The sequence below is a fragment of the Phyllobacterium sp. K27 genome (assembly GCF_054796155.1).
Window position 1 is genome coordinate 504,371 of sequence record NZ_CM139240.1, and the last position, 21,084, is coordinate 525,454.

General features: G+C 51.6%; 24 protein-coding genes and 3 pseudogenes. 12 read left to right on the forward strand and 15 right to left on the reverse strand.

Annotation, left to right across the window (positions count from 1 at the left end; genetic code table 11):
* Positions 1-4: 4 nt before the first annotated feature.
* From hisF to hisB, 5 genes are read right to left on the reverse strand one after another with little or no spacing between them, the layout of a single operon-like run.
* The gene (hisF, locus tag ACYJL1_RS02370) at positions 5-790 is read right to left on the reverse strand and encodes an imidazole glycerol phosphate synthase subunit HisF (RefSeq protein WP_460896857.1); all 786 of its coding nucleotides are present in this window, start codon (positions 788-790) and stop codon (positions 5-7) included.
* The gene (gene hisA / locus ACYJL1_RS02375; RefSeq protein WP_460896858.1) at positions 787-1,530 is read right to left on the reverse strand and encodes a 1-(5-phosphoribosyl)-5-[(5-phosphoribosylamino)methylideneamino]imidazole-4-carboxamide isomerase; all 744 of its coding nucleotides are present in this window, start codon (positions 1,528-1,530) and stop codon (positions 787-789) included. The genes hisF and hisA overlap by 4 nt, the downstream gene beginning before the upstream one ends.
* Entirely contained in the window at positions 1,527-2,177 is a 651-nt protein-coding gene (gene hisH, locus ACYJL1_RS02380) for an imidazole glycerol phosphate synthase subunit HisH (RefSeq protein WP_460896859.1), read from the reverse strand. The genes hisA and hisH overlap by 4 nt, the downstream gene beginning before the upstream one ends.
* Before the next feature lie 2 nt (positions 2,178-2,179).
* A complete protein-coding gene (locus ACYJL1_RS02385) occupies positions 2,180-2,668 on the reverse strand; it encodes a DUF2628 domain-containing protein (RefSeq protein ID WP_460896860.1) in 489 nt (162 codons plus the stop codon).
* 3 nt (positions 2,669-2,671) lie between these two features.
* A complete protein-coding gene (gene hisB, locus ACYJL1_RS02390) occupies positions 2,672-3,280 on the reverse strand; it encodes an imidazoleglycerol-phosphate dehydratase HisB (RefSeq protein ID WP_115054513.1) in 609 nt (202 codons plus the stop codon).
* Between the two features lie 194 nt (positions 3,281-3,474).
* Here hisB and hslV point away from each other — a divergent pair, with 194 nt between their 5' ends.
* From hslV to ACYJL1_RS02425, 7 genes and pseudogenes are all read left to right on the forward strand, one after another.
* The gene (gene hslV, locus ACYJL1_RS02395; RefSeq protein WP_460896861.1) at positions 3,475-4,029 is read left to right on the forward strand and encodes an ATP-dependent protease subunit HslV; all 555 of its coding nucleotides are present in this window, start codon (positions 3,475-3,477) and stop codon (positions 4,027-4,029) included.
* A complete protein-coding gene (locus ACYJL1_RS02400; protein WP_460896862.1) occupies positions 4,019-4,579 on the forward strand; it encodes a GNAT family N-acetyltransferase in 561 nt (186 codons plus the stop codon). The genes hslV and ACYJL1_RS02400 overlap by 11 nt, the downstream gene beginning before the upstream one ends.
* Positions 4,576-5,877 carry an ATP-dependent protease ATPase subunit HslU gene (hslU, locus tag ACYJL1_RS02405; RefSeq protein WP_460896863.1) on the forward strand — a complete coding sequence of 434 codons (1,302 nt, stop codon included), beginning with the start codon at positions 4,576-4,578 and terminating at the stop codon, positions 5,875-5,877. Before ACYJL1_RS02400 ends, hslU begins: the two co-directional genes overlap by 4 nt.
* Before the next feature lie 79 nt (positions 5,878-5,956).
* A pseudogene (locus ACYJL1_RS02410) lies at positions 5,957-6,139 on the forward strand (lysozyme inhibitor LprI family protein); the annotation flags it as partial.
* A 54-nt stretch (positions 6,140-6,193) separates the two neighbouring features.
* Positions 6,194-6,668: pseudogene (locus tag ACYJL1_RS02415) on the forward strand (AAA family ATPase); the annotation flags it as partial.
* 12 nt (positions 6,669-6,680) lie between these two features.
* Positions 6,681-6,869: a lysozyme inhibitor LprI family protein gene (locus ACYJL1_RS02420; protein WP_460897909.1), complete on the forward strand. Its 189-nt coding sequence runs from the start codon at positions 6,681-6,683 to the stop codon at positions 6,867-6,869.
* Between the two features lie 88 nt (positions 6,870-6,957).
* The gene (locus tag ACYJL1_RS02425) at positions 6,958-7,926 is read left to right on the forward strand and encodes a DUF1402 family protein (RefSeq protein WP_460897910.1); all 969 of its coding nucleotides are present in this window, start codon (positions 6,958-6,960) and stop codon (positions 7,924-7,926) included.
* 18 nt (positions 7,927-7,944) lie between these two features.
* Here ACYJL1_RS02425 and ACYJL1_RS02430 read toward each other — a convergent pair whose 3' ends face one another.
* Genes ACYJL1_RS02430 through ACYJL1_RS02445 form a run of 4 tightly spaced genes read right to left on the reverse strand, consistent with a single transcriptional unit; the run spans position 7,945 to position 10,675 of the window.
* Positions 7,945-8,316 (reverse strand): helix-turn-helix domain-containing protein, encoded by a 372-nt coding sequence (locus ACYJL1_RS02430; protein ID WP_460896864.1) that lies wholly within the window; start codon positions 8,314-8,316, stop codon positions 7,945-7,947.
* Complete coding sequence (locus tag ACYJL1_RS02435) at positions 8,313-8,861, reverse strand: Smr/MutS family protein (protein WP_460896865.1); 549 nt, start codon at positions 8,859-8,861, stop codon at positions 8,313-8,315. The genes ACYJL1_RS02430 and ACYJL1_RS02435 overlap by 4 nt, the downstream gene beginning before the upstream one ends.
* Positions 8,858-9,958: a murein transglycosylase A gene (mltA, locus tag ACYJL1_RS02440; RefSeq protein WP_460896866.1), complete on the reverse strand. Its 1,101-nt coding sequence runs from the start codon at positions 9,956-9,958 to the stop codon at positions 8,858-8,860. The genes ACYJL1_RS02435 and mltA overlap by 4 nt, the downstream gene beginning before the upstream one ends.
* A 21-nt stretch (positions 9,959-9,979) precedes the next feature.
* Positions 9,980-10,675, reverse strand: a complete 696-nt coding sequence (locus tag ACYJL1_RS02445; protein ID WP_460896867.1) for a Tim44/TimA family putative adaptor protein — start codon at positions 10,673-10,675, stop codon at positions 9,980-9,982.
* A 177-nt stretch (positions 10,676-10,852) separates the two neighbouring features.
* Between ACYJL1_RS02445 and ACYJL1_RS02450 the strand changes: the two genes are divergently transcribed.
* Positions 10,853-11,335 carry an FxsA family protein gene (locus ACYJL1_RS02450; RefSeq protein ID WP_460896868.1) on the forward strand — a complete coding sequence of 161 codons (483 nt, stop codon included), beginning with the start codon at positions 10,853-10,855 and terminating at the stop codon, positions 11,333-11,335.
* A 128-nt stretch (positions 11,336-11,463) separates the two neighbouring features.
* Positions 11,464-11,949 (forward strand): protein-export chaperone SecB, encoded by a 486-nt coding sequence (gene secB, locus ACYJL1_RS02455; protein ID WP_460896869.1) that lies wholly within the window; start codon positions 11,464-11,466, stop codon positions 11,947-11,949.
* Between the two features lie 44 nt (positions 11,950-11,993).
* Here the strand turns inward: secB and dnaQ are convergent, their stop codons facing one another.
* The 5 genes from dnaQ to ACYJL1_RS02480 all read right to left on the reverse strand — a co-directional run bounded on the left by dnaQ (position 11,994) and on the right by ACYJL1_RS02480 (position 15,643).
* Positions 11,994-12,701 carry a DNA polymerase III subunit epsilon gene (dnaQ, locus tag ACYJL1_RS02460; protein WP_460896870.1) on the reverse strand — a complete coding sequence of 236 codons (708 nt, stop codon included), beginning with the start codon at positions 12,699-12,701 and terminating at the stop codon, positions 11,994-11,996.
* Positions 12,702-12,768: 67 nt separating this feature from the next.
* Positions 12,769-13,365 carry a dephospho-CoA kinase gene (gene coaE / locus ACYJL1_RS02465; RefSeq protein WP_460896871.1) on the reverse strand — a complete coding sequence of 199 codons (597 nt, stop codon included), beginning with the start codon at positions 13,363-13,365 and terminating at the stop codon, positions 12,769-12,771.
* Complete coding sequence (locus ACYJL1_RS02470; protein ID WP_460896872.1) at positions 13,362-14,198, reverse strand: shikimate dehydrogenase; 837 nt, start codon at positions 14,196-14,198, stop codon at positions 13,362-13,364. The genes coaE and ACYJL1_RS02470 overlap by 4 nt, the downstream gene beginning before the upstream one ends.
* The gene (locus ACYJL1_RS02475) at positions 14,191-14,784 is read right to left on the reverse strand and encodes a Maf-like protein (RefSeq protein WP_460896873.1); all 594 of its coding nucleotides are present in this window, start codon (positions 14,782-14,784) and stop codon (positions 14,191-14,193) included. The genes ACYJL1_RS02470 and ACYJL1_RS02475 overlap by 8 nt, the downstream gene beginning before the upstream one ends.
* A gap of 25 nt (positions 14,785-14,809) precedes the next feature.
* On the reverse strand, positions 14,810-15,643 hold the full coding sequence (locus tag ACYJL1_RS02480; RefSeq protein WP_460896874.1) for a pyruvate, water dikinase regulatory protein: 834 nt from the start codon (positions 15,641-15,643) through the stop codon (positions 14,810-14,812).
* Between the two features lie 403 nt (positions 15,644-16,046).
* Between ACYJL1_RS02480 and hemE the strand changes: the two are divergent.
* The 3 genes and pseudogenes from hemE (at position 16,047) to rho (ending at position 19,076) form a co-directional block, all read left to right on the forward strand.
* Positions 16,047-17,074 (forward strand): annotated as a pseudogene (hemE, locus tag ACYJL1_RS02485) (uroporphyrinogen decarboxylase).
* Positions 17,075-17,139: 65 nt separating this feature from the next.
* The gene (gene hemJ, locus ACYJL1_RS02490; RefSeq protein ID WP_460897911.1) at positions 17,140-17,616 is read left to right on the forward strand and encodes a protoporphyrinogen oxidase HemJ; all 477 of its coding nucleotides are present in this window, start codon (positions 17,140-17,142) and stop codon (positions 17,614-17,616) included.
* A gap of 194 nt (positions 17,617-17,810) precedes the next feature.
* Positions 17,811-19,076, forward strand: coding sequence for a transcription termination factor Rho (rho, locus tag ACYJL1_RS02495; protein WP_115054498.1), 1,266 nt, complete (start codon positions 17,811-17,813; stop codon positions 19,074-19,076).
* Here the strand turns inward: rho and ACYJL1_RS02500 are convergent.
* On the reverse strand, positions 19,073-21,079 hold the full coding sequence (locus ACYJL1_RS02500) for a thioredoxin domain-containing protein (RefSeq protein WP_460896875.1): 2,007 nt from the start codon (positions 21,077-21,079) through the stop codon (positions 19,073-19,075). The genes rho and ACYJL1_RS02500 overlap by 4 nt on opposite strands.
* Positions 21,080-21,084 lie beyond the last annotated feature (5 nt).

Sequence of the window (21,084 nt, forward strand, 5' to 3'; positions counted from 1 at the left end):
CCAATTAACGCACAGGGTCGAGCCGCATAGGGATTCCCGCCGCCGCCATATGCGCTTTCGCTTCCGCTATCGTATAGGTTCCAAAGTGAAAGATGGATGCAGCGAGGACTGCCGATGCATGGCCTTCCTTGACGCCCTCAACCAGATGATCGAGATTGCCCACACCTCCGGACGCAATGACCGGCACGCGAACGGCATCGGCAATGGCGCGAGTAACAGGTATGTCGTAGCCAATCTTTGAGCCATCACGATCCATGGAAGTCAGCAGGATTTCGCCCGCGCCCAGGTCAACAACCTTGCGGGCAAATTCGACGGCATCAATACCGGTTGCCTGACGTCCGCCATGGGTAAAAATTTCCCAGCGATCCGGCTCATTCGCAGTCGATACTTTTTTGGCGTCGATTGCCACGACGATACACTGATTGCCGAATTTGTCAGCGGCTTCAGCGATAAAGTTAGGATTGATCACCGCAGCCGTGTTTATCGATACTTTGTCGGCTCCCGCCAGCAGCAATTTACGGATATCAGCGACGGTACGCACACCGCCTCCAACCGTTAGCGGCATAAAACATTGCTCAGCCGTGCGGGCAACAACGTCGAAGATTGTCTCGCGATTGTCTGACGAAGCCGTAATATCGAGGAAGCAGAGTTCATCCGCTCCTGCGGCATCATAGGCTTTTGCTGCCTCAACAGGATCACCGGCATCGATAAGATCAACGAAATTGACGCCTTTTACGACACGCCCATCCTTCACATCCAGACAGGGAATAACGCGTGCTTTCAGGGTCATGCGGCGCGCTCCCGTGCCTGCCGGAGCACATCCAGCGCCTCTTCAGGATCAATACGGCCGTCATAAAGTGCGCGGCCCGAAATAGCCCCTTCGAGCTTGCGGGCATCGGGCATGGTCATACGGACAATATCGGCTATTGATGCCAAACCACCCGATGCAATGACCGGAATGGAAACGGCCTCTGCAAGTTGCAATGTCGATTCCCAGTTGATTCCAGCCAGAATGCCGTCCCGGTCGATATCCGTGTAGATGATCGCCGCTACTCCAGCGCCCTCAAACTTTTTTGCAAGCTCAATGACGCCAAGCGTTGACGCCTCCGCCCAACCTTCAACCGCAACCTTGCCACCCTTGGCATCAATACCAACAGCCACTTTGCCCGGGAAACGCTTGCAAGCCTCAATAACCAGCGCCGGATCACGCACGGCAATCGTGCCCAGAATGACGCGGGAAAGGCCTTTTGCCAGCCAGGCTTCGATATGTTCGAGCGTACGGATACCACCGCCAAGCTGCACCGGATTTTTTGTTGCCTTGAGAATTGCTTCAACAGCCGCGCCATTAACCGACTCGCCGGCAAAAGCACCATTGAGGTCAACGACGTGCAGCCACTCAAAGCCCTGATCCTCAAATGCCTTCGCCTGCGCCCCGGGATCGGTATTGTAGACCGTTGCCTGATCCATATCGCCAAGCTTCAGCCGAACGCATGTTCCGTCTTTCAGATCAATCGCCGGAAAAAGGATCATGGATTCCACCTCAAGAAATTACCGATAAGGGCAAGGCCGAGCGCCTGGCTCTTTTCCGGATGAAACTGCGTTCCGGCCATGTTGTCATTGGCAACTGCTGCGGTGACTGGCCCACCATAATCAGTGACCGCGAGAACATCATTTTCTATTTCTGCGTCGAGGAAATAGGAGTGGACGAAATAGGCATGCAGCCCCTTCGGCCCGGTTTCAATGCCGTCGAACAATGGATGCGGGCGCGTCAAACGAATGGTATTCCAGCCGATCTGCGGGATTTTCAAAGCTGGATCGGACGGCACCATCTCGCGGACATCACCCTTGATCCAGTCAAACCCGGTGGAAATGGTCTTTTCCAGTCCGCGTGACGACATTAATTGCATGCCAACACAGATACCGAGAAAAGGGCGGGCTTTTTCAATGGCCACCTCATGAATGGCCTCAACCATGCCCTCCACAGCATGAAGCCCGCGGCGACAATCAGCATAGGCACCAACACCGGGGAGCACAATGCGATCGGCTGCTCGCACACGTTCCGCGTCTGCCGTCAAATCAATGGTCGCATTGATACTGTTCTCATAAGCCGCACGCTCAAAGGCCTTTGTGGCCGAGCGCAAATTGCCCGAACCATAATCGATGATCGCAACGCGCATGTTCAGTTCTCTCCGCGATGGCTGACGAGCCCGACCATTCCGCCAAGCGCTGGTGCAGTGCTTGAACGGAAGGTCAATTGATCGGTCTTTGGCGCCGCTTCGCTCAATGGCTCGGCAACAAAATCATCGCCATAAAAATAAGCAATCTCAGCATCATCTGCGCTCGCTGCATCAATAACCGCACGTTGCTCGAAACCCTTGCGTTCAAGCTTTGCATAACGCCAACGGCTCGCCTCCAGCCCAACAAACAGGGAAAGCAGCGCTGTAATGATGGCCGCGAGACCTGCATGTTCAGTATAATTGCCTACCAGCGAGATAATGATGGTTGCCACGAATACCAATGCGGCCTCAAACCACAAGCGCTGCAGGAGGAGCCACGGCACGGGGAAAATGAACCCCAACCAGGCAAACCCGTCACGGATGAAAACTGTGCGGTCGTCGTCCGGTTGACCGTTACGTAACTGCGGCGTCAGCACAACAAAGCTGGCCATGACTCAGCCTTTCAAACTGCCCTTCGTTGAAGGAATAGCATCCTTCTGGCGCGGGTCGGTTTCTATTGCGTGCCGTAACGTACGAGCCACGGCTTTGAAGCAGGTCTCGGCAATATGGTGATTGTTTTCGCCGTAAAGATTGGCGACATGCAATGTAATGCCGGCATTTTGCGCCAAAGCATGGAAAAACTCCCGAACCAGTTCGGTATCAAACGTACCGATCTTGGGTGCCGAGAATTTTACATGCCAAACCAGGTAGGGACGACCCGACACATCCAGCGCTGCACGCGTCAAAGTTTCGTCCATGGCAAGATCGAGTGACGCGTAACGGTTAATGCCCCTTCGCTCGCCCAGAGCCTTGGCGATGGCCTGGCCGATGGCAATGCCTGTATCCTCAACAGTATGATGATCATCGATATGCAGATCGCCATTGGCCTTGATATCCATGTCAATCAACGAATGCCGCGAAAGCTGCTCCAGCATATGGTCAAAGAAACCGACGCCCGTTGCAATATTGAACGCACCGGTGCCATCCAGATTGACCGACACGGCAATGCTGGTTTCCTTGGTTGTCCGCTCTACCTTCGCTTCACGTGTGCTGACGCTTGTCATGCCTCTATCCCGCTTGGAGAAATACCTTTAATTGTGGCCTTCTAAAACACGATTGCCGAATCTCCAAATGCTTTGATGGCTTAGGGTTATAGACTCATTTGCATTTCTGCGGCAGCGTCATACATAGATGGGACAGAAGGGGTTCGCTGCACTGCTGTAATTGGGGTACAGGCGAACGCGCTTAAGGAGTTAATATGCAAGAACACAACCCCTCAACCATGTATGGAACCACCATTGTAACCGTTCGCAAGGATGGAAAGGTGGTCATTGCTGGCGACGGTCAGGTCAGTCTCGGCAATACCGTAATGAAAGGCAATGCCCGCAAGGTTCGCCGCATCGGTAAAGGCAATGTCATCGCCGGTTTTGCTGGTGCAACTGCCGATGCCTTCACATTGCTCGAGCGGCTCGAGTCCAAGCTCGAACAATATCCCGATCAATTGATGCGCGCCTGCGTCGAACTTGCCAAGGACTGGCGCACAGACCGTTATCTGCGCCGCCTTGAAGCCATGATGCTGGTCGCCGATAAATCCGTTACACTTGCCCTTACCGGCAATGGCGATGTGTTGGAGCCTGAATATGGCGTGATGGCCATTGGCTCCGGCGGCAACTTTGCCCTGGCTGCCGCAAAGGCGTTGATCGATACAGACAAGAGCGCGGAAGAAATTGCCCGCCGTGCCATGGAGATCGCAGCAGACATCTGCATCTACACAAATACGAGCGTAACGCTTGAGACACTCGATGCCGCCTGAAACAGAATCCGGACAGAAGTTTCGTTACCGCTTCATTCCGGTTGAACCGCGCCATCTGAATATGATTTCGGAATGGTTGGCGCAGCCGCATGTGGCTGAGTGGTGGAACGAAGATCCTGAAAAGGAACTGGCGGATATCACGGATCATATGGACAGTGTTTCGGTCGAACCATTCATCATTATGCTTGGTGAAGAACCTATCGGGTATCTGCAAACCTATGATCCGCACCTTGAAGACGATCATCCCTATCAGGATCAGCCGGGCGGAACACTTGGGATCGACCTGATGATTGGTGAACCGGACCTTATCGGTCAAGGGCATGGTGCACGGCTGATCGATGAATTCGTATCGCTGCTTTTCGAAGAAGGCGTGCCCCGCGTGATCGTCGATCCGGACCCGGCTAATAAGCGGGCCATCAGAGTTTATGAAAAGGCTGGGTTCGCGGCATTTGATACGAGGACATCAGTTTATGGTCCTGCCCTGATGCTGGCGCGGGATAATTTGGAAATATGGCCCGATGACGGGCAGGAAGAAACGAGAATCCAATGACAACATTTTCTCCAAGAGAGATCGTCTCTGAACTTGATCGCTATATTATCGGCCAGAACGATGCCAAACGTGCCGTTGCTATCGCGTTACGTAACCGTTGGCGCCGCCAGCAGCTGGAAGGCCAGATGCGTGAAGAGGTCATGCCAAAGAACATTTTGATGATCGGACCGACTGGCGTTGGCAAAACGGAAATCTCACGCCGTCTCGCCAAGCTTGCCGGTGCGCCATTCATCAAGGTTGAAGCAACCAAATTTACCGAAGTCGGCTATGTCGGCCGTGACGTTGAACAGATTATTCGTGATCTGGTCGAGGTTTCCATCGGGCTTATACGTGAGAAGAAGCGTGAAGATGTGAAAGCCAAGGCCCATGTCAATGCGGAAGAGCGTGTGCTCGATGCGCTGGTCGGCAAGACTGCCAGCCCTGCAACCCGCGACAGCTTCCGCAAAAAACTACGTGATGGCCTGATTGACGATAAGGAAATCGAGGTCGAGATTGCAGACTCCGGCTCGCCAAGCTTCGAACTGCCCGGCATGCCCGGGGCAAATATCGGCGTTCTCAATCTCAGTGACATGCTTGGCAAAGCCATGGGCGGACGCACCAAGACAGTCAAAACCACCGTTAAGGAGTCCTACGGCGTCTTGATCAATGACGAGTCTGACAAATTGCTCGATCAAGACCAGATCACACAGGAAGCACTTCGTTCAGCCGAGAATGACGGTATCGTCTTTCTGGACGAGATCGATAAGATTGCGGCGCGCGATGGCGGCATGGGGGCTGGTGTATCCCGTGAAGGCGTGCAGCGCGATCTGCTGCCGCTGGTGGAAGGAACGACGGTCGCAACCAAGTACGGGCCGATCAAAACTGACCACATCCTGTTTATCGCGTCAGGTGCGTTCCATGTGTCCAAACCCTCCGACCTTTTGCCGGAATTGCAGGGCCGCCTGCCTATTCGAGTAGAGCTTAGTGCCCTTACCCGTGATGACATGCGCCGCATTCTGACGGAGCCGGAAGCGAGCCTGCTCAAGCAGTATATTGCGTTGATGGCGACCGAGGAGGTCAAACTCGATATCACCGATGACGCAATTGATGCATTGGCCGATATTGCTGTTGATCTCAATTCGACCATCGAGAATATCGGAGCGCGGCGCCTTCAGACGGTCATGGAGCGCGTGCTTGACGAGATTTCGTTTAACGCGCCGGATAAATCCGGCGCCGAGTACACGGTTGATGCCAAATATGTACGCGAGACCATCGGCGATATGGCCAAGAACGCCGATCTTTCGCGTTTCATTCTTTAGCATTGCAAATAAGAGAAATCGCAATGGGAAACCATTGCGATTTCTTGTTTAATGGGCGAGTCGAAACAGGAGATATTCCATGCGTTTCTTGCAATCCCTTCTGACACTCATCATACTTTTCACGCCCGTGCCTGCTGCCCTTTCGGCTGAATCCTGTGACAAGCCTAATAGCAGCCAAGCGGATCTCAACGCATGCTACAGCAATACCTATAAGCACTCAGACACCCAGTTGAATGCGCTTTACAGACAGATTACTGCTCGCCTGAAAGACGATGCGCAAACAACGAAACTGCTTGTGACTGCTCAAAAGGCTTGGGTGGAAGGAACGACGGTCGCAACCAAGTACGGCCGATCAAAACTGACCACATCCTGTTATTATCGCGTCAGGTGCGTTCCATTGTGTCCAAACCCTCCGACCTTTTTGCCGGAATTGCAGGGCCGCCTCGCCTATTCGAGTAGAGCTTAGTGCCCTTACCCGTGATGACATGCGCCGCATTCTGACGGAGCCGAAGCGAGCCTGCTCAAGCAGTATATTGCGTTGATGGCGACCGAGGAGGTCAAACATCGATATCACCGATGACGCAATTGATGCATTTGGCCGATATTGCTGTTGATCTCAATTCGACCATCGAGAATATCGAGCGCGGCGCCTTCAGACGGTCATGGAGCGCGTGCTTGACGAGATTTCGTTTAACGCGCCGGATAAATCCGGCGCCGAGTACACGGTTGATGCCAAATATGTACGCGAGACCATCGGCGATATGGCCAAGAACGCCGATCTTTCGCGGTTTCATTCTTTAGCATTGCAAATAAGAGTTGCCTTTCGTGACGCCGAGTGCAATTTCTCAACATCGGGAAGTGCGGATGGCAGCGTATACCCCATGTTGCAGTCGATATGTTTGAACGGTCTGACTGCTTCACGCATCGAAGATCTGAAATCCTATTTGAAGTGCGAGGAAGGCGACATGAGTTGCCCAGTTCCCACACAGTGAACAGACTTGACATCCGGATGGAGGTTTTTCTGGCTTTCGCCTGAACAAGCCGCTATTGCGGGCTCCTGACTGGATTTCTGGATCGATGATGAAACGAACCCTTTGCCTTTTTGCAGGCAGCTGCATTCTGCTGTTCTCCGCAACTGCCCAATCCGCACTGGCTGTAACAGTGGTGCCGGAGGGCAATCGCAATGCAAGTCAGCCTGGCGTTCCCGCCGCGTCTGCCAAGCGGACACGCGAAATGAACACGACTTACGAGGCCAAATATCAAAAAATTTACGGCCTGCTGAAGAGCGACTCAAAATTGCGATCAAAGATAGCCAGCGTTTCCAGAACTTATGGTATTGATCCGGTTCATGTCGCTGGTGCCCTTATCGGCGAACACACCTACAATGTTGATGCCTATGACAGGCTGCAGACCTATTACGTCAAGGCGGTTTCCTATCTGAAACAAGGCCTCAACTTTGACTATAAAGGCGAAAATATTGGCGACTTCGTCAAGCGACCTCAGTTTGCCGAATGCAACAGGTTCAAGGACAGTCTACGCCTTTGGGAATGCCGGGAGAATGTCTGGGATAGTAGCTTTCGTGGCAAGAATGTCGGCGGAATCAGCTACCCCAACAATCGTTTAAGCGCGGTTTTCTTCCAACCATTTTATGCCGGCCAGAGCTTCGGCCTGGGACAGCTCAGTCCGCTCGTCGCATTGCAGATGACCGATATGGTCAATCGTTATTCCGGGCTACCCCGTCTTGATGCAGACAATGCCGGCGAAGTTTACAAAACAATCATGGATCCTGACCTGACGTTGCCCTACATGGCTGCAACATTGAAACACTCTATCGATGCCTACCGGCGAATTGCCGATTTCGATATATCCGGGAATCCTGGGCTGACGGCGACGCTCTATAATACAGGCGGCGCAGATGCGCGAGCGCGGACGCTTGCCAATATCAATGCACAGCGTGCAGCCAATGGTGAAGCCCTGCAAATGCCGGAAGAAAACTACTATGGCTGGCTTGTCAACGAGAAGATTAAACAGCTTAAAGCGCTTTTCTAGAGCTTACAGCAACCTCGCTTACCGTTTGCGCTTATCTGGCAACGATTTCAGCCTGTCGATAAACAATTGTGCAGTCTCGGAATCCATATCCTCAATCCGCATAGCCAGCAGGTTTGCAAGCTCTGTTGTGGATGGCGCAAGTCCGCCTGTATCAATGATCACCCGAGGCTGCGAAATCAACGCCAATCTCTGCAATTCCTCCGCCTCATCCCAGATGATATTGAAGTACTGAATAATACGCTGAAGCTTGTCCCAAGTGGGTTGGCCACGACGCCCGTGCTCAAGCGCCGAAAGGTAGGCCGCAGAAACACCTATGGCCTTTGCCATGTCCTTCTGCGAGACATTGCGCTCCTGCCGCAACTCCCGCAGCCTTTGACCGAAAGGTGTCATGGTGCCTCGCGCCGTAGACGGACGTAAATCGCTCCGGTCCCGCCATGATTGCGGGCAGCATCCTCATAGCCATTGACCAGAATGCGGAATGCCGGGGTCGTAAACCATAAGGGCACGGCTTGGCGAAGCACGCCATCGCTGCCAAATGATGAACCCTTACCCGTGATGACCAGCACATGGCGCAATTTGCGCAGATGAGCACGCTGGAGAAAGCCGAGCAGCAAACCGTAAGCTTCGCTTTGCGTCAGCCCATGGAGATCAATGCGACCTTCGATGATCACACGCCCCTTGGCAATTTTCTTATGGGTAGGCTTGTCGATCGGATGAAGAAGATGCGGTTTGGGTGCCGGTTTTACCGGAAATACGGGTGCCTGCTGTTTTGGTCTTTCCGGCGCAGAAGGTTGCTGCTGGCCAACTTCATCGACTTCATCTGCCAAGAATATCGGCCTATCTTTGCCCTTGAGAGGGCGCGCTGTCTTGGCAACTGTTTCCCAAAGTATCCGGTCTTCAAGCGTGGCAAATTCTGATGATGCCCTCTTTTTCATTGGCTTGAACCTACCAAGCTGCGAGGCACCAGCGCATAGAAATCCGCATCGTGACGAACAACACCGGCTATCTCGCCAGCTTCATTGCCGGAGCCGGCAAAGAGATCGCCCCGGGCGGATCCGACAATTGCCGAGCCCGTATCCTGCGCGATCATAAGACGAGAAAAACCATTGCCTCCAAACGCTGTCAGGTCTGGCGCATGAATATAGAATGGAGTGCCAAATGTATGGAGCAACCGGTCGATCGCCATGGAGCGACCACCCATGAGCGGCACCTTCGCTGCTGCTATGGGCCCAAGATTTTTATCGTCAACCGGCGCCTCTCGAAAAAAAATGTAAGAGCGGTTGTTCCACAGGAGTGCCTGCGCTTGCCCGGGATTATCTGCGAGCCATTTGCGGATCGACTGCATCGATATGTTTTCGGGTTCGATTTCACCGCGATCGAGCAATATCTTGCCGACGCCCGTAAAACGATGTCCGGTTTTAGCCGCATAGGTTATGCGGCGAAGACTCCCGTCAAGCATTTTAAGCCGCGCTGCACCTTGAACGTGGATAAAGAACGCATCGACCAAACTGCGCACAAAAGCAATTTCCAATCCCTGCCGATCAAGAGCACCGCTCTCGATAGATTGGCGGTCGAAGTATTCAACAGGCCCTTCCTGTGTCTGCCGCGCGAAAGCGAAGTACGGATCAAATCCCGCTGGCCGATTGCTATCATCGATATCGATGAGATCGGCAGGGCGCTTCAGAAAAGGAATAGCGAATTCTTGAGAGCGAACAGGTGAGGCAACAACTTCCGGCTCGTAAAATCCGGTAACGAAACCTTTCGGCGAATTGTCGGGCTTTATAAAAGCGGGTCGGAACCATCTGGCAAAAAACTGTCGAGCTTGCGCATCTGTTTCGACAATTGTTTCACGTGAATCAGCGAAAATTGGCTCCAACGCTTCAAATGCGATGCCGAGTGACCCGGATTTATAAGGCTTTTCCAGAACGCGATGGGCAGAGCGTCTAAAGGCCGTGAATGCTTCAAGCTGGTTATCAGCCTCCCAACCGGGGCAATTATCAAAGTCCACCGGTTGCAGCAGGGGCGATAACATATTCTATGATCTCAGATAAGGTCAGTCTTCAGCTTCAGTGGCCACGAGCTTCCAGTTTGGATCTTTGGATTTTGTATCTCGGGCAAAAGTCCATACATCCTTCACTTCAACGACAGCTTCCTTATCGCCATCAATGACCGTGCCATCCTGATCCAGCGTGGCTGAGATAAGTTCGCTGATAATGCGGACAGTTATATGGGATTCATTGCCCTTCATCTCGGCGCCGATAATTTCGGCCTTATTGATACCGACAAAGGAGGACTGGACCTTCTCCCCACGCGACTCGCGATCGGTGATGGCTGAGACAAAGCCGTCAAAAACTTCTCTCGACAGCAAGGATTTCAAGGTTTTACGATCACCATCGGCGAATGACATGACGATCATTTCATAAGCCATCTTGGAACCGTCAAGAAATTTTCCTGGCTCGAATGTCGGGTCTACTGACTGGATTGCCCGCAAACCATCGTTTAATGGCGTACCCGGCTTTGCAAGAGCGTCTATTTTCTCAAAATCATTCTCTTTGACCTCGCCGCGTCTTGGCAGCGAAACGACGTTGTCTCCCGACTTCGCCTTGTCATCGACTTCCGTATTCCGCGTATATGGATTAAAGGGAGGCCGTTCGCTTCCAGTGCGACGACCAAGGACTTTGCGCAACTGCAGGAAGATCACCACAGCCGCCACGAAGAAAAAGATTGTTCCAAAGTCCAGATATTCCATATCGCTTGCCACTCATCCAGATGTTCGTTTCCGTTTTCGATCTTTCGTCGAAATATCAAAAACATATAGATTGCCAATTGCAATCATACAAATATTCTTCACGCTTACCTATATAGGCATGAAATTGACACGAGCTATGCATAATAGCCGGATATGCCCTTTGAAAGGTAAAATAGTTTGCGATCCCTTATTCCTCTGTTCCTGCTGGCGCTGCCATTTCTGGAAATAGCCGGCTTCATCATCGTCGGAAACGAGATTGGCGTTCTGGCAACCCTCGGTCTGATTATCCTGGCGATGTTTGTCGGTATATTCCTGCTTCGTCTGCAAGGATTTGGTCTGATCCAGAAAATACGCGAGGAAACGGCTGTTGGTCGTTCTCCAAAGCGAGAGCTTGTCCACGGCGTGATGCTATTCTTTGCCGCCTTGCTGCTGATCATCCCCGGTTTCATCACCGATATTATTGGCCTGCTATTGTTCATCCCGGCGGTACGTGATTTGGGCTGGCGCTGCATCAGCGACAGAGTTGTCGTCGTAAGTTCCGGAGGCGGGCGGCCAGCCGGTGCACGACAAACACGGATCAAGGAAGATGTCATTGATCTCGATCCAGAAGATTATTCGAGCAAGCCTGATCCCGAGTCACCCTGGAAACCTGATAAGTAGGACTCCAGAATATATGGGACAATAGGATTAGGGCGGGCAGCTTGCCTCGCCAAACAACACATGCTAGCCAGCCACCATTGATTTTCTAGACCGCTACGGCGGATACAACAGTAAAAGGTTTCCAGACAATGGCTGATGAGAACGCAGAAAACGGCAATGGCAACGGTACTGTCCAGCCACAGACCCTGAATATCCTGGCGCAGTATGTGAAGGATCTTTCCTTCGAAAGCCCAGGCTCGCCCCTGTCGCTGCGCCCGCGTGACAAGGCCCCTGGCATCAGCATCAACGTTAACGTAAATGCCAATCCTATTGCTGAGAATGATTTTGACGTCGTTCTGACTCTTTCCGCGAAAGCTGCGGAGGGCAACGAAGTCCTGTTCAATGCAGAGCTGGTTTATGGTGGCGTGTTCCGGCTTGAAGGTTTCCCTCAAGAACATCTTTTACCATTGCTTTTCATCGAATGCCCTCGCCTGCTATTCCCTTTTGCACGCCAGATCATCGCTGAAGCTACCCGCAATGGTGGTTTCCCTCCACTTATGATCGATCCGATCGATTTCGCCCAGATGTTCCAGCAGCGCATGGCTGAGGAACAGGCCAAGGCTAAAGTCAGCTAAATCTGATAGACAAATAATTGAACCCGGGCTTGCTCCCGGGTTTTTTATTGCGCCTCGATGCGCTCGTTCCAGATGGCTTTTTCCCCGAGCTTGGACACAAGGGCAGCATGTGCAAGCTTCTCTGCTTCGCTTAGCCGTGAGGGTAAAGCCACCTTGCGTTGCATAACAACGATCGCTGCGGTTTCTCCTGCCTCGTTCCGGTTTTTTGTCTGGTCAGCAACTGTCAGACCAAGCGCCGTTTGTTTGCCGCCAATAAGCTCAATGTAAACTTCAGCAAGCAGCTGCGAATCAAGAAGCGCCCCGTGCATGGTGCGATGACTGTTATCAATGCCGTAACGCCGACACAAAGCATCAAGCGAGTTCGGACCCATCGGGTGCTTGCGACGCGCCAATGCCAGCGTATCGACAACGCGATCATTATGGATCGGCGGATGTCCGAGGCGGTTCAGCTCGGCATTGATAAATCCCATATCGAAGGTCGCGTTATGGGCTATCAATTTTGCGCCGTCGATGAAATCAAGAAAATCCTGAAGGATTCCGGCGAATAGTGGCTTGTCGAGCAATTGTTCATTGCTGATGCCATGGACCGCCAGAGCTTCGGGATTAACCGCTCTTCCTTCGGGATTAATAAAGACGTGAAATGTCCGTCCTGTCGGAAACCGGTTGATCATCTCGACACCGCCGATTTCGATGATGCGATCATCCAGCCGGTCGAGACCTGTTGTTTCCGTATCAAATATAATTTCGCGCATGGAATCACCTTTTGTGTAAATTCCACGACTTCACCAGCTCTTGCAAGGCTGCGAGAACATTGCGTCGTTAGTCTGCGGACATATCCACCAGTGAGTGGATAATTTTTTTAACCTCCGCGCGCGCGGCTACAAGCCCCTGACTTGTATCAATGATAAAGTCGGCGCGGTTGCGCTTCTCAGCGTCCGGTACTTGCCTTGCAAGTATGGCATCGAGCTTGTCAGCCGTCATACCCTCGCGGGCAAGCACTCTTTCCCGCTGCACCTGCTCCGGTGCGGTGACCACCAAAACCTTATCAACCCGCTTTTCCGCTCCGGTCTCAAAAAGCAGGGGAATATCGAGGAGAACCAGTTTCGCTCCACTCTCCTTTGCTTCCTGCCGAAATCTCAACTCTTCGTTACGGACAAGCGGATGAACGATATTTTCCAGCCTTTGTAAGGCCTCCGGCTTGCCCATGACAGCTGTCGATAATTTCACCCGATCCACCTCCTCGCCGTCTTTGGTCGTACCTGGAAATGCCTGTTCGATGAGCGGCGCAGCCTCCCCTCTATAAAGCCGGTGCACCGTATCGTCAGCCGAATAGACCGGTATTCCTGCATCCAAAAACATCTGGGCCGTCGTTGACTTACCCATACCGATTGATCCGGTTAGACCAAGGACAATCATGGTTTCTTTCCGCCATTCATGTCAGTGAGAATCAGGTCACGCAATTCCGGTGTCACTTCCGGGCGGACACCAAACCAGTGTTCAAACCCAGGAACCGCTTGATGCAACAGCATGCCAAGACCATCGACTGTTTTTAGTCCGGCTTTATGGGCGGCTTTCAAGAGGGGAGTTTCCAGCGGAACATAAACGATGTCAGTTACCAGCGCATCAGACCTGACGCCCGATAAGTCGATAGACAGGCTTTCTTTGCCCTCCATCCCTAACGAGGTTGTGTTCACAATAAGGGAGGCATCCTGCAGCAGTTCTGGCACCGCAGTCCATTCATGCGCACTAATGCCTGAGCCAAAACGGTCGGCCAACTCCTTAGCCCTTGCCAAAGTCCGGTTGACAATACGAATGTCTGTCAGTCCACGCTGTTTGAGCGCATAGACAATCGCCCGGCTCGCACCACCAGCACCCAGAACCAGCGCAGTTTTCCCCTTTTCCCATCCCGGGCTTCCGGCATCGAGATTTGCGAGAAACCCATAAGCATCGGTGTTGGTGCCGTAAAGCTGTCCATCTTCAAACCACAATGTATTGACCGCGCCGATCTCTTCGGCGGCGGTCTCAAGTTTCTGGCACAATGCAAAAGCCATTTCCTTGTGAGGGATCGTGACATTGCCTCCGACACAACTGTTTTTCTGCAAATTATTAACGAAATTAGAGAAGTCTTCCGGAGCCACTTCAATGGCTTTGTAGGAGCCTTGCAGTTCATATTTCTTGAGCCAATGACCGTGAATCAATGGTGATCGGGAGTGTTTGATCGGAAATCCGGCTACGAAGGCTTTATGCATCAATTGCTCCTTGCTTGCGCAGCTCTGCTAGTAGGGGCAACAGCGGCAATCCTACAATAGTAAAATAATCGCCATCGACTTTCTCAAAGAGTTGCACCCCCTCACCTTCAAATTGATAGGCGCCAACACTTTGCAATGCCACGGGGCCAACGCGAGACAAATGGCGGCCAACAAACTCTGGCGTGAGGTCCCTCAATGTCATCCGCGCCACCGACACATGCCTCCAAAGGGTCTGGCCATCCTTGCAAAGAACCACAGCGCTATTGAGATGATGGGTCTGGCCGGAAAGTTTCAACAATTGGCGGCGGGCTGCCTCCATATTTTCCGGCTTGTGCAAGACTTCATCGCCAAGTGATAATGTTTGATCCGAACCAATCACAAGGGCCGATGGATTACGCTCGCTGACATCAAGCGCCTTTGCTTCTGCCAGTACCAAAGCGACGTCTTCCGGTGTTGTGCCGCTTTTATAAAGAGGTGCTTCTACAGAGCGTTCATCTATATCCGCTGATCGCGCCGTGAACTTTACCCCGGCGTTCTTTAGCAAAGTGGCTCGGAACGGGCTTTTGGAAGCGAGAATTATGTCCATGATTTTCTCCTATAGGAGCTTGGCGTTAGCGGCCTTGTGCCCGCAGGGCTAACACAGCGGCAGCGGTTTCTTCAATTGAACGTCTCGATACGTCGATCATTGGCCAATTATGCCTGTGACAGATTTGTCGGGCATAGGTCAATTCCTCGATGATATTTGCCCTGTCCAGATAGTGATCCGCATCAAAACCATGCGTAGCACCAAGGACACGATGTTGGCGAACCTGAGAAATACGCTCCGCCGAGGCAACCAATCCCACGATAAGAGGCTTTTGGGAGTTCACGAGGACATCAGGTACCGGGACACCGACAACAATCGGTACATTGACGGTCTTTATACCACGATTGGCAAGATAAATGCTTGTAGGTGTTTTCGAAGTGCGGGAAATACCAATGAGAACAACATCCGCTTCTTCAATATCCGGCGGCAATTGGCCGTCATCATGCTCCATCGTAAAGTTGAGCGCATCAATACGCTGAAAATACTCAGCATTCAAAACATGCTGTGCGCCTACCCTGCGCCCTGCGGGAGCGCCAAGATAAGATTGGAACAGCGTGAGCACAGGTTCGAGGACCGAAACACAGGGAACGCCAAGTTCGGCACAACCATCATCCACCATTGCCGCGAGCCGTTGATCGACAATCGTATAAAGGACAATTCCAGGCTCCGCATCTATACCCTCAAGCACTTTGCGTATCTGTTTTTCGGTTCGGATGAGGGGATAAATGTGCTCAATAGCCCTTGCATGGGCGTATTGCGCCGATGCAGCACGGCCGGCAGCAATAAGAGTCTCACCGGTCGCATCAGAAATCATGTGAAGATGAAAGTAATTTACTGGTTTCGTCACAGAAATTTCCATGTCCTGTTGATGAATGGGGACAAATTGGCTGAATTACCCCAAGAGATGGCAGCCATGTGGATTGTTGGCAAGTCATCCACAGCGAGCCCACCTGTGGGCAACAATGCCGTTTGAATCCGCATAGTGTGGATTGTTGCGACTTTTCGTCTGTTATTCATCGAATATCCACAAGACAATCGCGAGTGCCTATCCTCTAAGTAGTTGAAAATTATAAATATTTATTGTTCTCCCCTATATTGTCTCACTGGGTATGAATGTTTTCCTTTATTTGATGTCTCATTGTTAGCTGTGGGAAATTTCTGACAATGTGTTAATTCCCGCTACTAACAGACTCTAAGAATCAGAAAATCCAAAATAGATCTGAATTTCTTTTTTAAGAAAGGCCAGGGAGAGGGATCACCTAATGACCGATCGCAAAGTGATGAAAGTCTTAAGAGGTGAAACTGTTTTCCCACCTCCAATCTGGATGATGCGGCAAGCTGGTCGTTATCTCCCCGAATACAGGGAAGTGAGAAAGAATGCCGGAACGTTTCTCGACTTGTGCTATTCTCCGGATTTGGCAGTTGAAGTAACTTTGCAGCCAATTCGCCGTTTTGGTTTTGATGCGGCAATTCTGTTTTCAGATATTCTTGTCGTTCCACATGCGCTTGGTCGTGACCTTCGTTTTGAAGAGGGCCGAGGACCATTAATGACGCCAATCGATAAAGACGGAATATTCTGGCTGGAATCTGACGGTGCTGCAGACAGGCTGGAGCCAGTCTATGAGACGGTTCGTCTGCTCAGACAACAGCTGCCTACTGAAACCACTCTCCTAGGCTTCTGTGGGGCCCCCTGGACCGTAGCGACCTATATGATAGCCGGTCATGGGACGCCAGATCAGGCTCCGGCCCGGCTGTTCGCCTATCGCGAACCTGAAGCCTTCAGGAAACTGCTTGACGAACTTTCGGATGTTTCGGCAGAATATCTCATACGCCAGATCAATGCCGGTGCAGATGCAGTTCAGATTTTTGACAGCTGGTCAGGTGTTCTTGATGAAGCCTGTTTTGAGCATTTTGTATTGAACCTGTTGCGAAGATCGTCAAAAAAGTACGCGCTGTGCATCCCGATGTTCCAATTATTGGCTTTCCAAAGGGAGCTGGAGGGCTTTACACCAATTACAGGCAGCGCACGGGTGTGACAGCACTTGGACTGGACTGGACTGTCCCACTTTCAATGGCTTCATCGCTACAGGGTGATGGTGCCGTTCAGGGAAATCTTGATCCACTGCGTGTTGTTGCGGGCGGAAAAGCAATTGATGCAGGTGTGGATGCAATTCTCGATGCGCTCGGCCACGGTCCACTCATATTCAATCTCGGCCATGGCATTACACCGGATGCGCCTGTTTCTCATGTCGAACAGATGATTAATCGCGTACGTCTGGCAACGAGATAGGGAGGGAAGTTTTGACCAGTTCATCAGACACAAGCCGAAAAGTCCCGGTTTTGCCACGCGCGATCATGGCGGCAGTGGCTCTTGCAGCGATTGGTCTGGTTTTACTTTATCCGGACAGGGCATATCTTTGGGTCAAGTCTATCCATGTCATTGCAGTCATATCGTGGATGGCTGGCATGCTCTATCTGCCACGTCTTTTCGTTTATCATTGTGCTGCTGAACCTGGCTCTGTTCAATCCGAGACGTTTAAACTTATGGAGAACCGTCTCCTTAAAGCCATTATAAATCCGGCTATGGGATTGACCTGGCTTGCTGGCCTCTGGCTTGCCTGGCAAAGTCAGGCATATCTGGACGGCTGGTTTCACGTAAAGTTTCTGGCAGTCATTCTTCTGTCAGGGGTTCATGGCTTTTTTTCAAAGGCTGTTCGGCAATTCTCAGAAGATCGCAATGAAAAATCTGCACGTTTCTGGCGATTGATGAATGAAGTTCCCACATTGCTCATGGTTGTTATTGTGATCATGGTCATTATTAGGCCATTTTGATTCATCATAAAAACACCAGTCTTATATCAACAGGACTCATGAAACCTCTTGCCCTTGGCTGGTCTATTAGCTAAAAGGGGCTCTTCCTACGGAAATACCGCCATAGCATCACCGGCCATGATATCGTGGCACTGCATTCAGGCATCGTCATTTCCCTTCCCCATTTAAACAACAAGAATTAGAGTTCCGCACACATGCAGGAAATGAAACTACAAGAACTTAAGAACAAAACCGCGGTGGACCTTCTGGCTTTCGCGGAGACGCTGGAAGTGGAAAACGCCAGTGTCATGCGCAAACAGGAATTAATGTTTGCGATCCTCAAAAAGCTTGCTGCTCAGGAAGTAGAGATCATTGGCGAAGGCGTGGTCGAGATTTTGCAAGATGGCTTTGGATTTATGCGTTCCGCCAATGCAAATTATCTCCCGGGCCCCGATGATATCTATATTTCGCCATCGCAGATCCGCCGCTTCTCGCTGAAAACCGGCGATACAGTCGAAGGTCCAATTCGTGGGCCAAAAGAAGGCGAACGCTATTTCGCACTTCTGAAAGTAAATACAGTCAATTTTGAAGATCCTGAAAAGATCCGTCACAAGATCCATTTTGACAATCTGACACCGCTTTATCCGAACGAACGCTTCAAGATGGAGCTAGAGAATCCGACAACCAAGGATCTTTCGGCCCGTGTGATCGATCTGGTGGCGCCTCTTGGCAAAGGCCAGCGTGGGCTTATCGTGGCACCGCCACGTACTGGTAAAACCGTGCTCTTGCAGAATATCGCGCATTCGATCACTGCAAATCATCCTGAATGCTATCTGATTGTTCTTCTTATCGACGAGCGCCCGGAAGAAGTGACGGATATGCAGCGCTCAGTGAAAGGCGAAGTTGTCTCGTCAACATTCGACGAGCCCGCATCGCGTCACGTACAGGTTGCGGAAATGGTCATCGAAAAGGCAAAACGTCTTGTCGAACATGGGCGCGATGTTGTCATCCTGCTCGATTCGATTACGCGTCTTGGCCGCGCATACAACACGGTGGTGCCGTCATCCGGTAAGGTTCTGACCGGTGGTGTTGACGCCAATGCATTGCAGCGTCCCAAGCGTTTCTTTGGTGCTGCTCGTAATATCGAAGAAGGTGGTTCGCTGACTATTATCGCGACGGCACTGATCGATACGGGCAGCCGTATGGATGAAGTCATCTTTGAAGAATTCAAAGGCACAGGTAACTCCGAAATCGTCCTTGACCGCAAGGTTGCTGACAAGCGCATCTTCCCGTCCATGGATATTCTCAAGTCCGGAACACGTAAGGAAGATTTGCTGGTTCCTCGTCAGGACTTGCAGAAGATTTTTGTTCTGCGCCGTATCCTTGCTCCAATGGGCACGACAGATGCAATCGAATTCCTTATCGACAAGCTAAAGCAGACCAAGACCAACAGCGACTTTTTCGACAATATGAATACTTAAACGTTGGATCGAAGCAGCGCCTCGAGCTCTGCTTCTGTCTCAACTGGTGCAAGACAAATAAGCCCGCGGCACAAAAATGCTGCGGGCTTGTTTATTGTGACCTCGCCACCGCCAGCAACCAGTTCAATCTTTACGTCTTCCCTGTGTTCGACCCACAGATCAATCCGGCGTGGATCAACAATGTGATCCGCCACCCGCATTAGGGGATGATCTTTGTCTGGTGTTACGATCACGAGCTTCATTTGATCCAGTAACAAGCTGACACTGTTGAGTATTCCAGCTTGTCCGTAACGCTGTTGCAAGACGCGACCGAGTGCATTTTCAGCAATATGAGTGCAACGCTGCCGCAACGCTTCATCACCGCTTATGAGCGCCAACCGAGACAATGCTTCAATAATCTGGCTTGTCGCGCTTGGAATAGCCTCATCCTGATCGCCCCGAACGCGAATAATGGTATCAGTGCTATCGTTGGCACTGAGCGAATAGTCCCCGTCTTCCGTCTGGTGCCAACTGTCCAGCATTTCCAGCCAATGCTTTGCGTCGTCAATGTAACCAGTGTTCTGCGTCGCTTGATGTAACGATATGGCGGCATTTATCATTGCTGCGTAATCGGATGACAAGGCAGGAAACAAACGCGAATCTCCGAGTGTGGAATGGGGCAATCGTCCGTCCACCATCGATTCGGACACGGAATGATATGCAGTCGCTGCAAGCGATATCCATTCTCGTCTGCCAAACATACGGCCGGCCTCTGCAAGGGCCCGAATCATCAGCCCGTTCCAGTCGGTCAAAGCCTTATCATCGCGCCCTGGGCGAACCCGTTGTTCCCTGACAGCGAAAAGTTTCTCCCGCGTTTTGGTCAGCCCTTCTTCCACCTCATCATTCAGGAGAGCTATCGAGTGCAAGCGATTCAGAATGGTCTTGCCTTCCCAGTTGCCGCTTTCGGTGACGTCATACACTTCTCGAAACTGTTGGAATTCTTCTGTTCCAGGAATATCGTCGTTTTGCCAAATGTAAAAGCGGCCCTCCTCACCTTCGCTATCGGCGTCGAGGCTGGAGGCAAACCGACCACCCACAATCATCTCACGCTCAAGCCAAGATACGATCTCTTCGATTCGGATACGGAACAAACTATTGCCCGATTGACCATAGGCGTAAGTGGCGTGCCGAATAACCTGGGCGTTGTCGTAAAGCATTTTTTCAAAATGCGGGACAAGCCATGCATCATCGACTGAATATCGGGACAGACCGCCGCCAAGGTGATCATAGATTCCCCCCTGAAGCATGGTCTGAAGGCTTTTTAAGAATATGTCCCTGTGTGCTGTCTCGCCAGTGCGCAGCCAGGAAAGCCACAACGTATCCATGAAAGGTGCACTTGGAAACTTGGGAGATCCAGTTAAACCGCCTTTGACGGGATCCATTGCCCCGAAAATATTGGATGCGAATTGATTGATCAAAGCAGGATCGAGCTTCGTTCCTTCGGTTTTGGCGTCGAGCCGTGCACTAATATGCTGGGTCAGGGCAACAACATTCTGTTCAATACGATGGCGATCATTACGCCATACTCCATCCACAGAGCGCAAAACATCAAGAAATCCGGGTCTGCCATAATGCGAATGCTTTGGAAAATAGGTACCGCCCCAAAAAGGCTTTCCTTCGGGCGTCAAGAACATTGTTAGCGGCCAACCGCCCTGCTCGCCCATTGCGCTCAGTGCAGCCATATAGATCTGATCGATGTCAGGACGTTCCTCGCGATCCACCTTTATATTGATGTAAAGTTCATTCATTAACGCGGCGACTTCGATGTCTTCGAAACATTCGTGGGCCATTACGTGGCACCAGTGGCATGCTGCATAGCCGACGGAGAGTAGAATGGGCTTGTTCGTGACAATAGCTTCATCCAGCGCTGCTCTGCCCCACGGTCGCCAGTGAACGGGATTATCTGCATGTTGCCGCAAATAGGGGCTGGATTGATCACCCAGCAGGTTAGCTGCCTTGGACATGGATC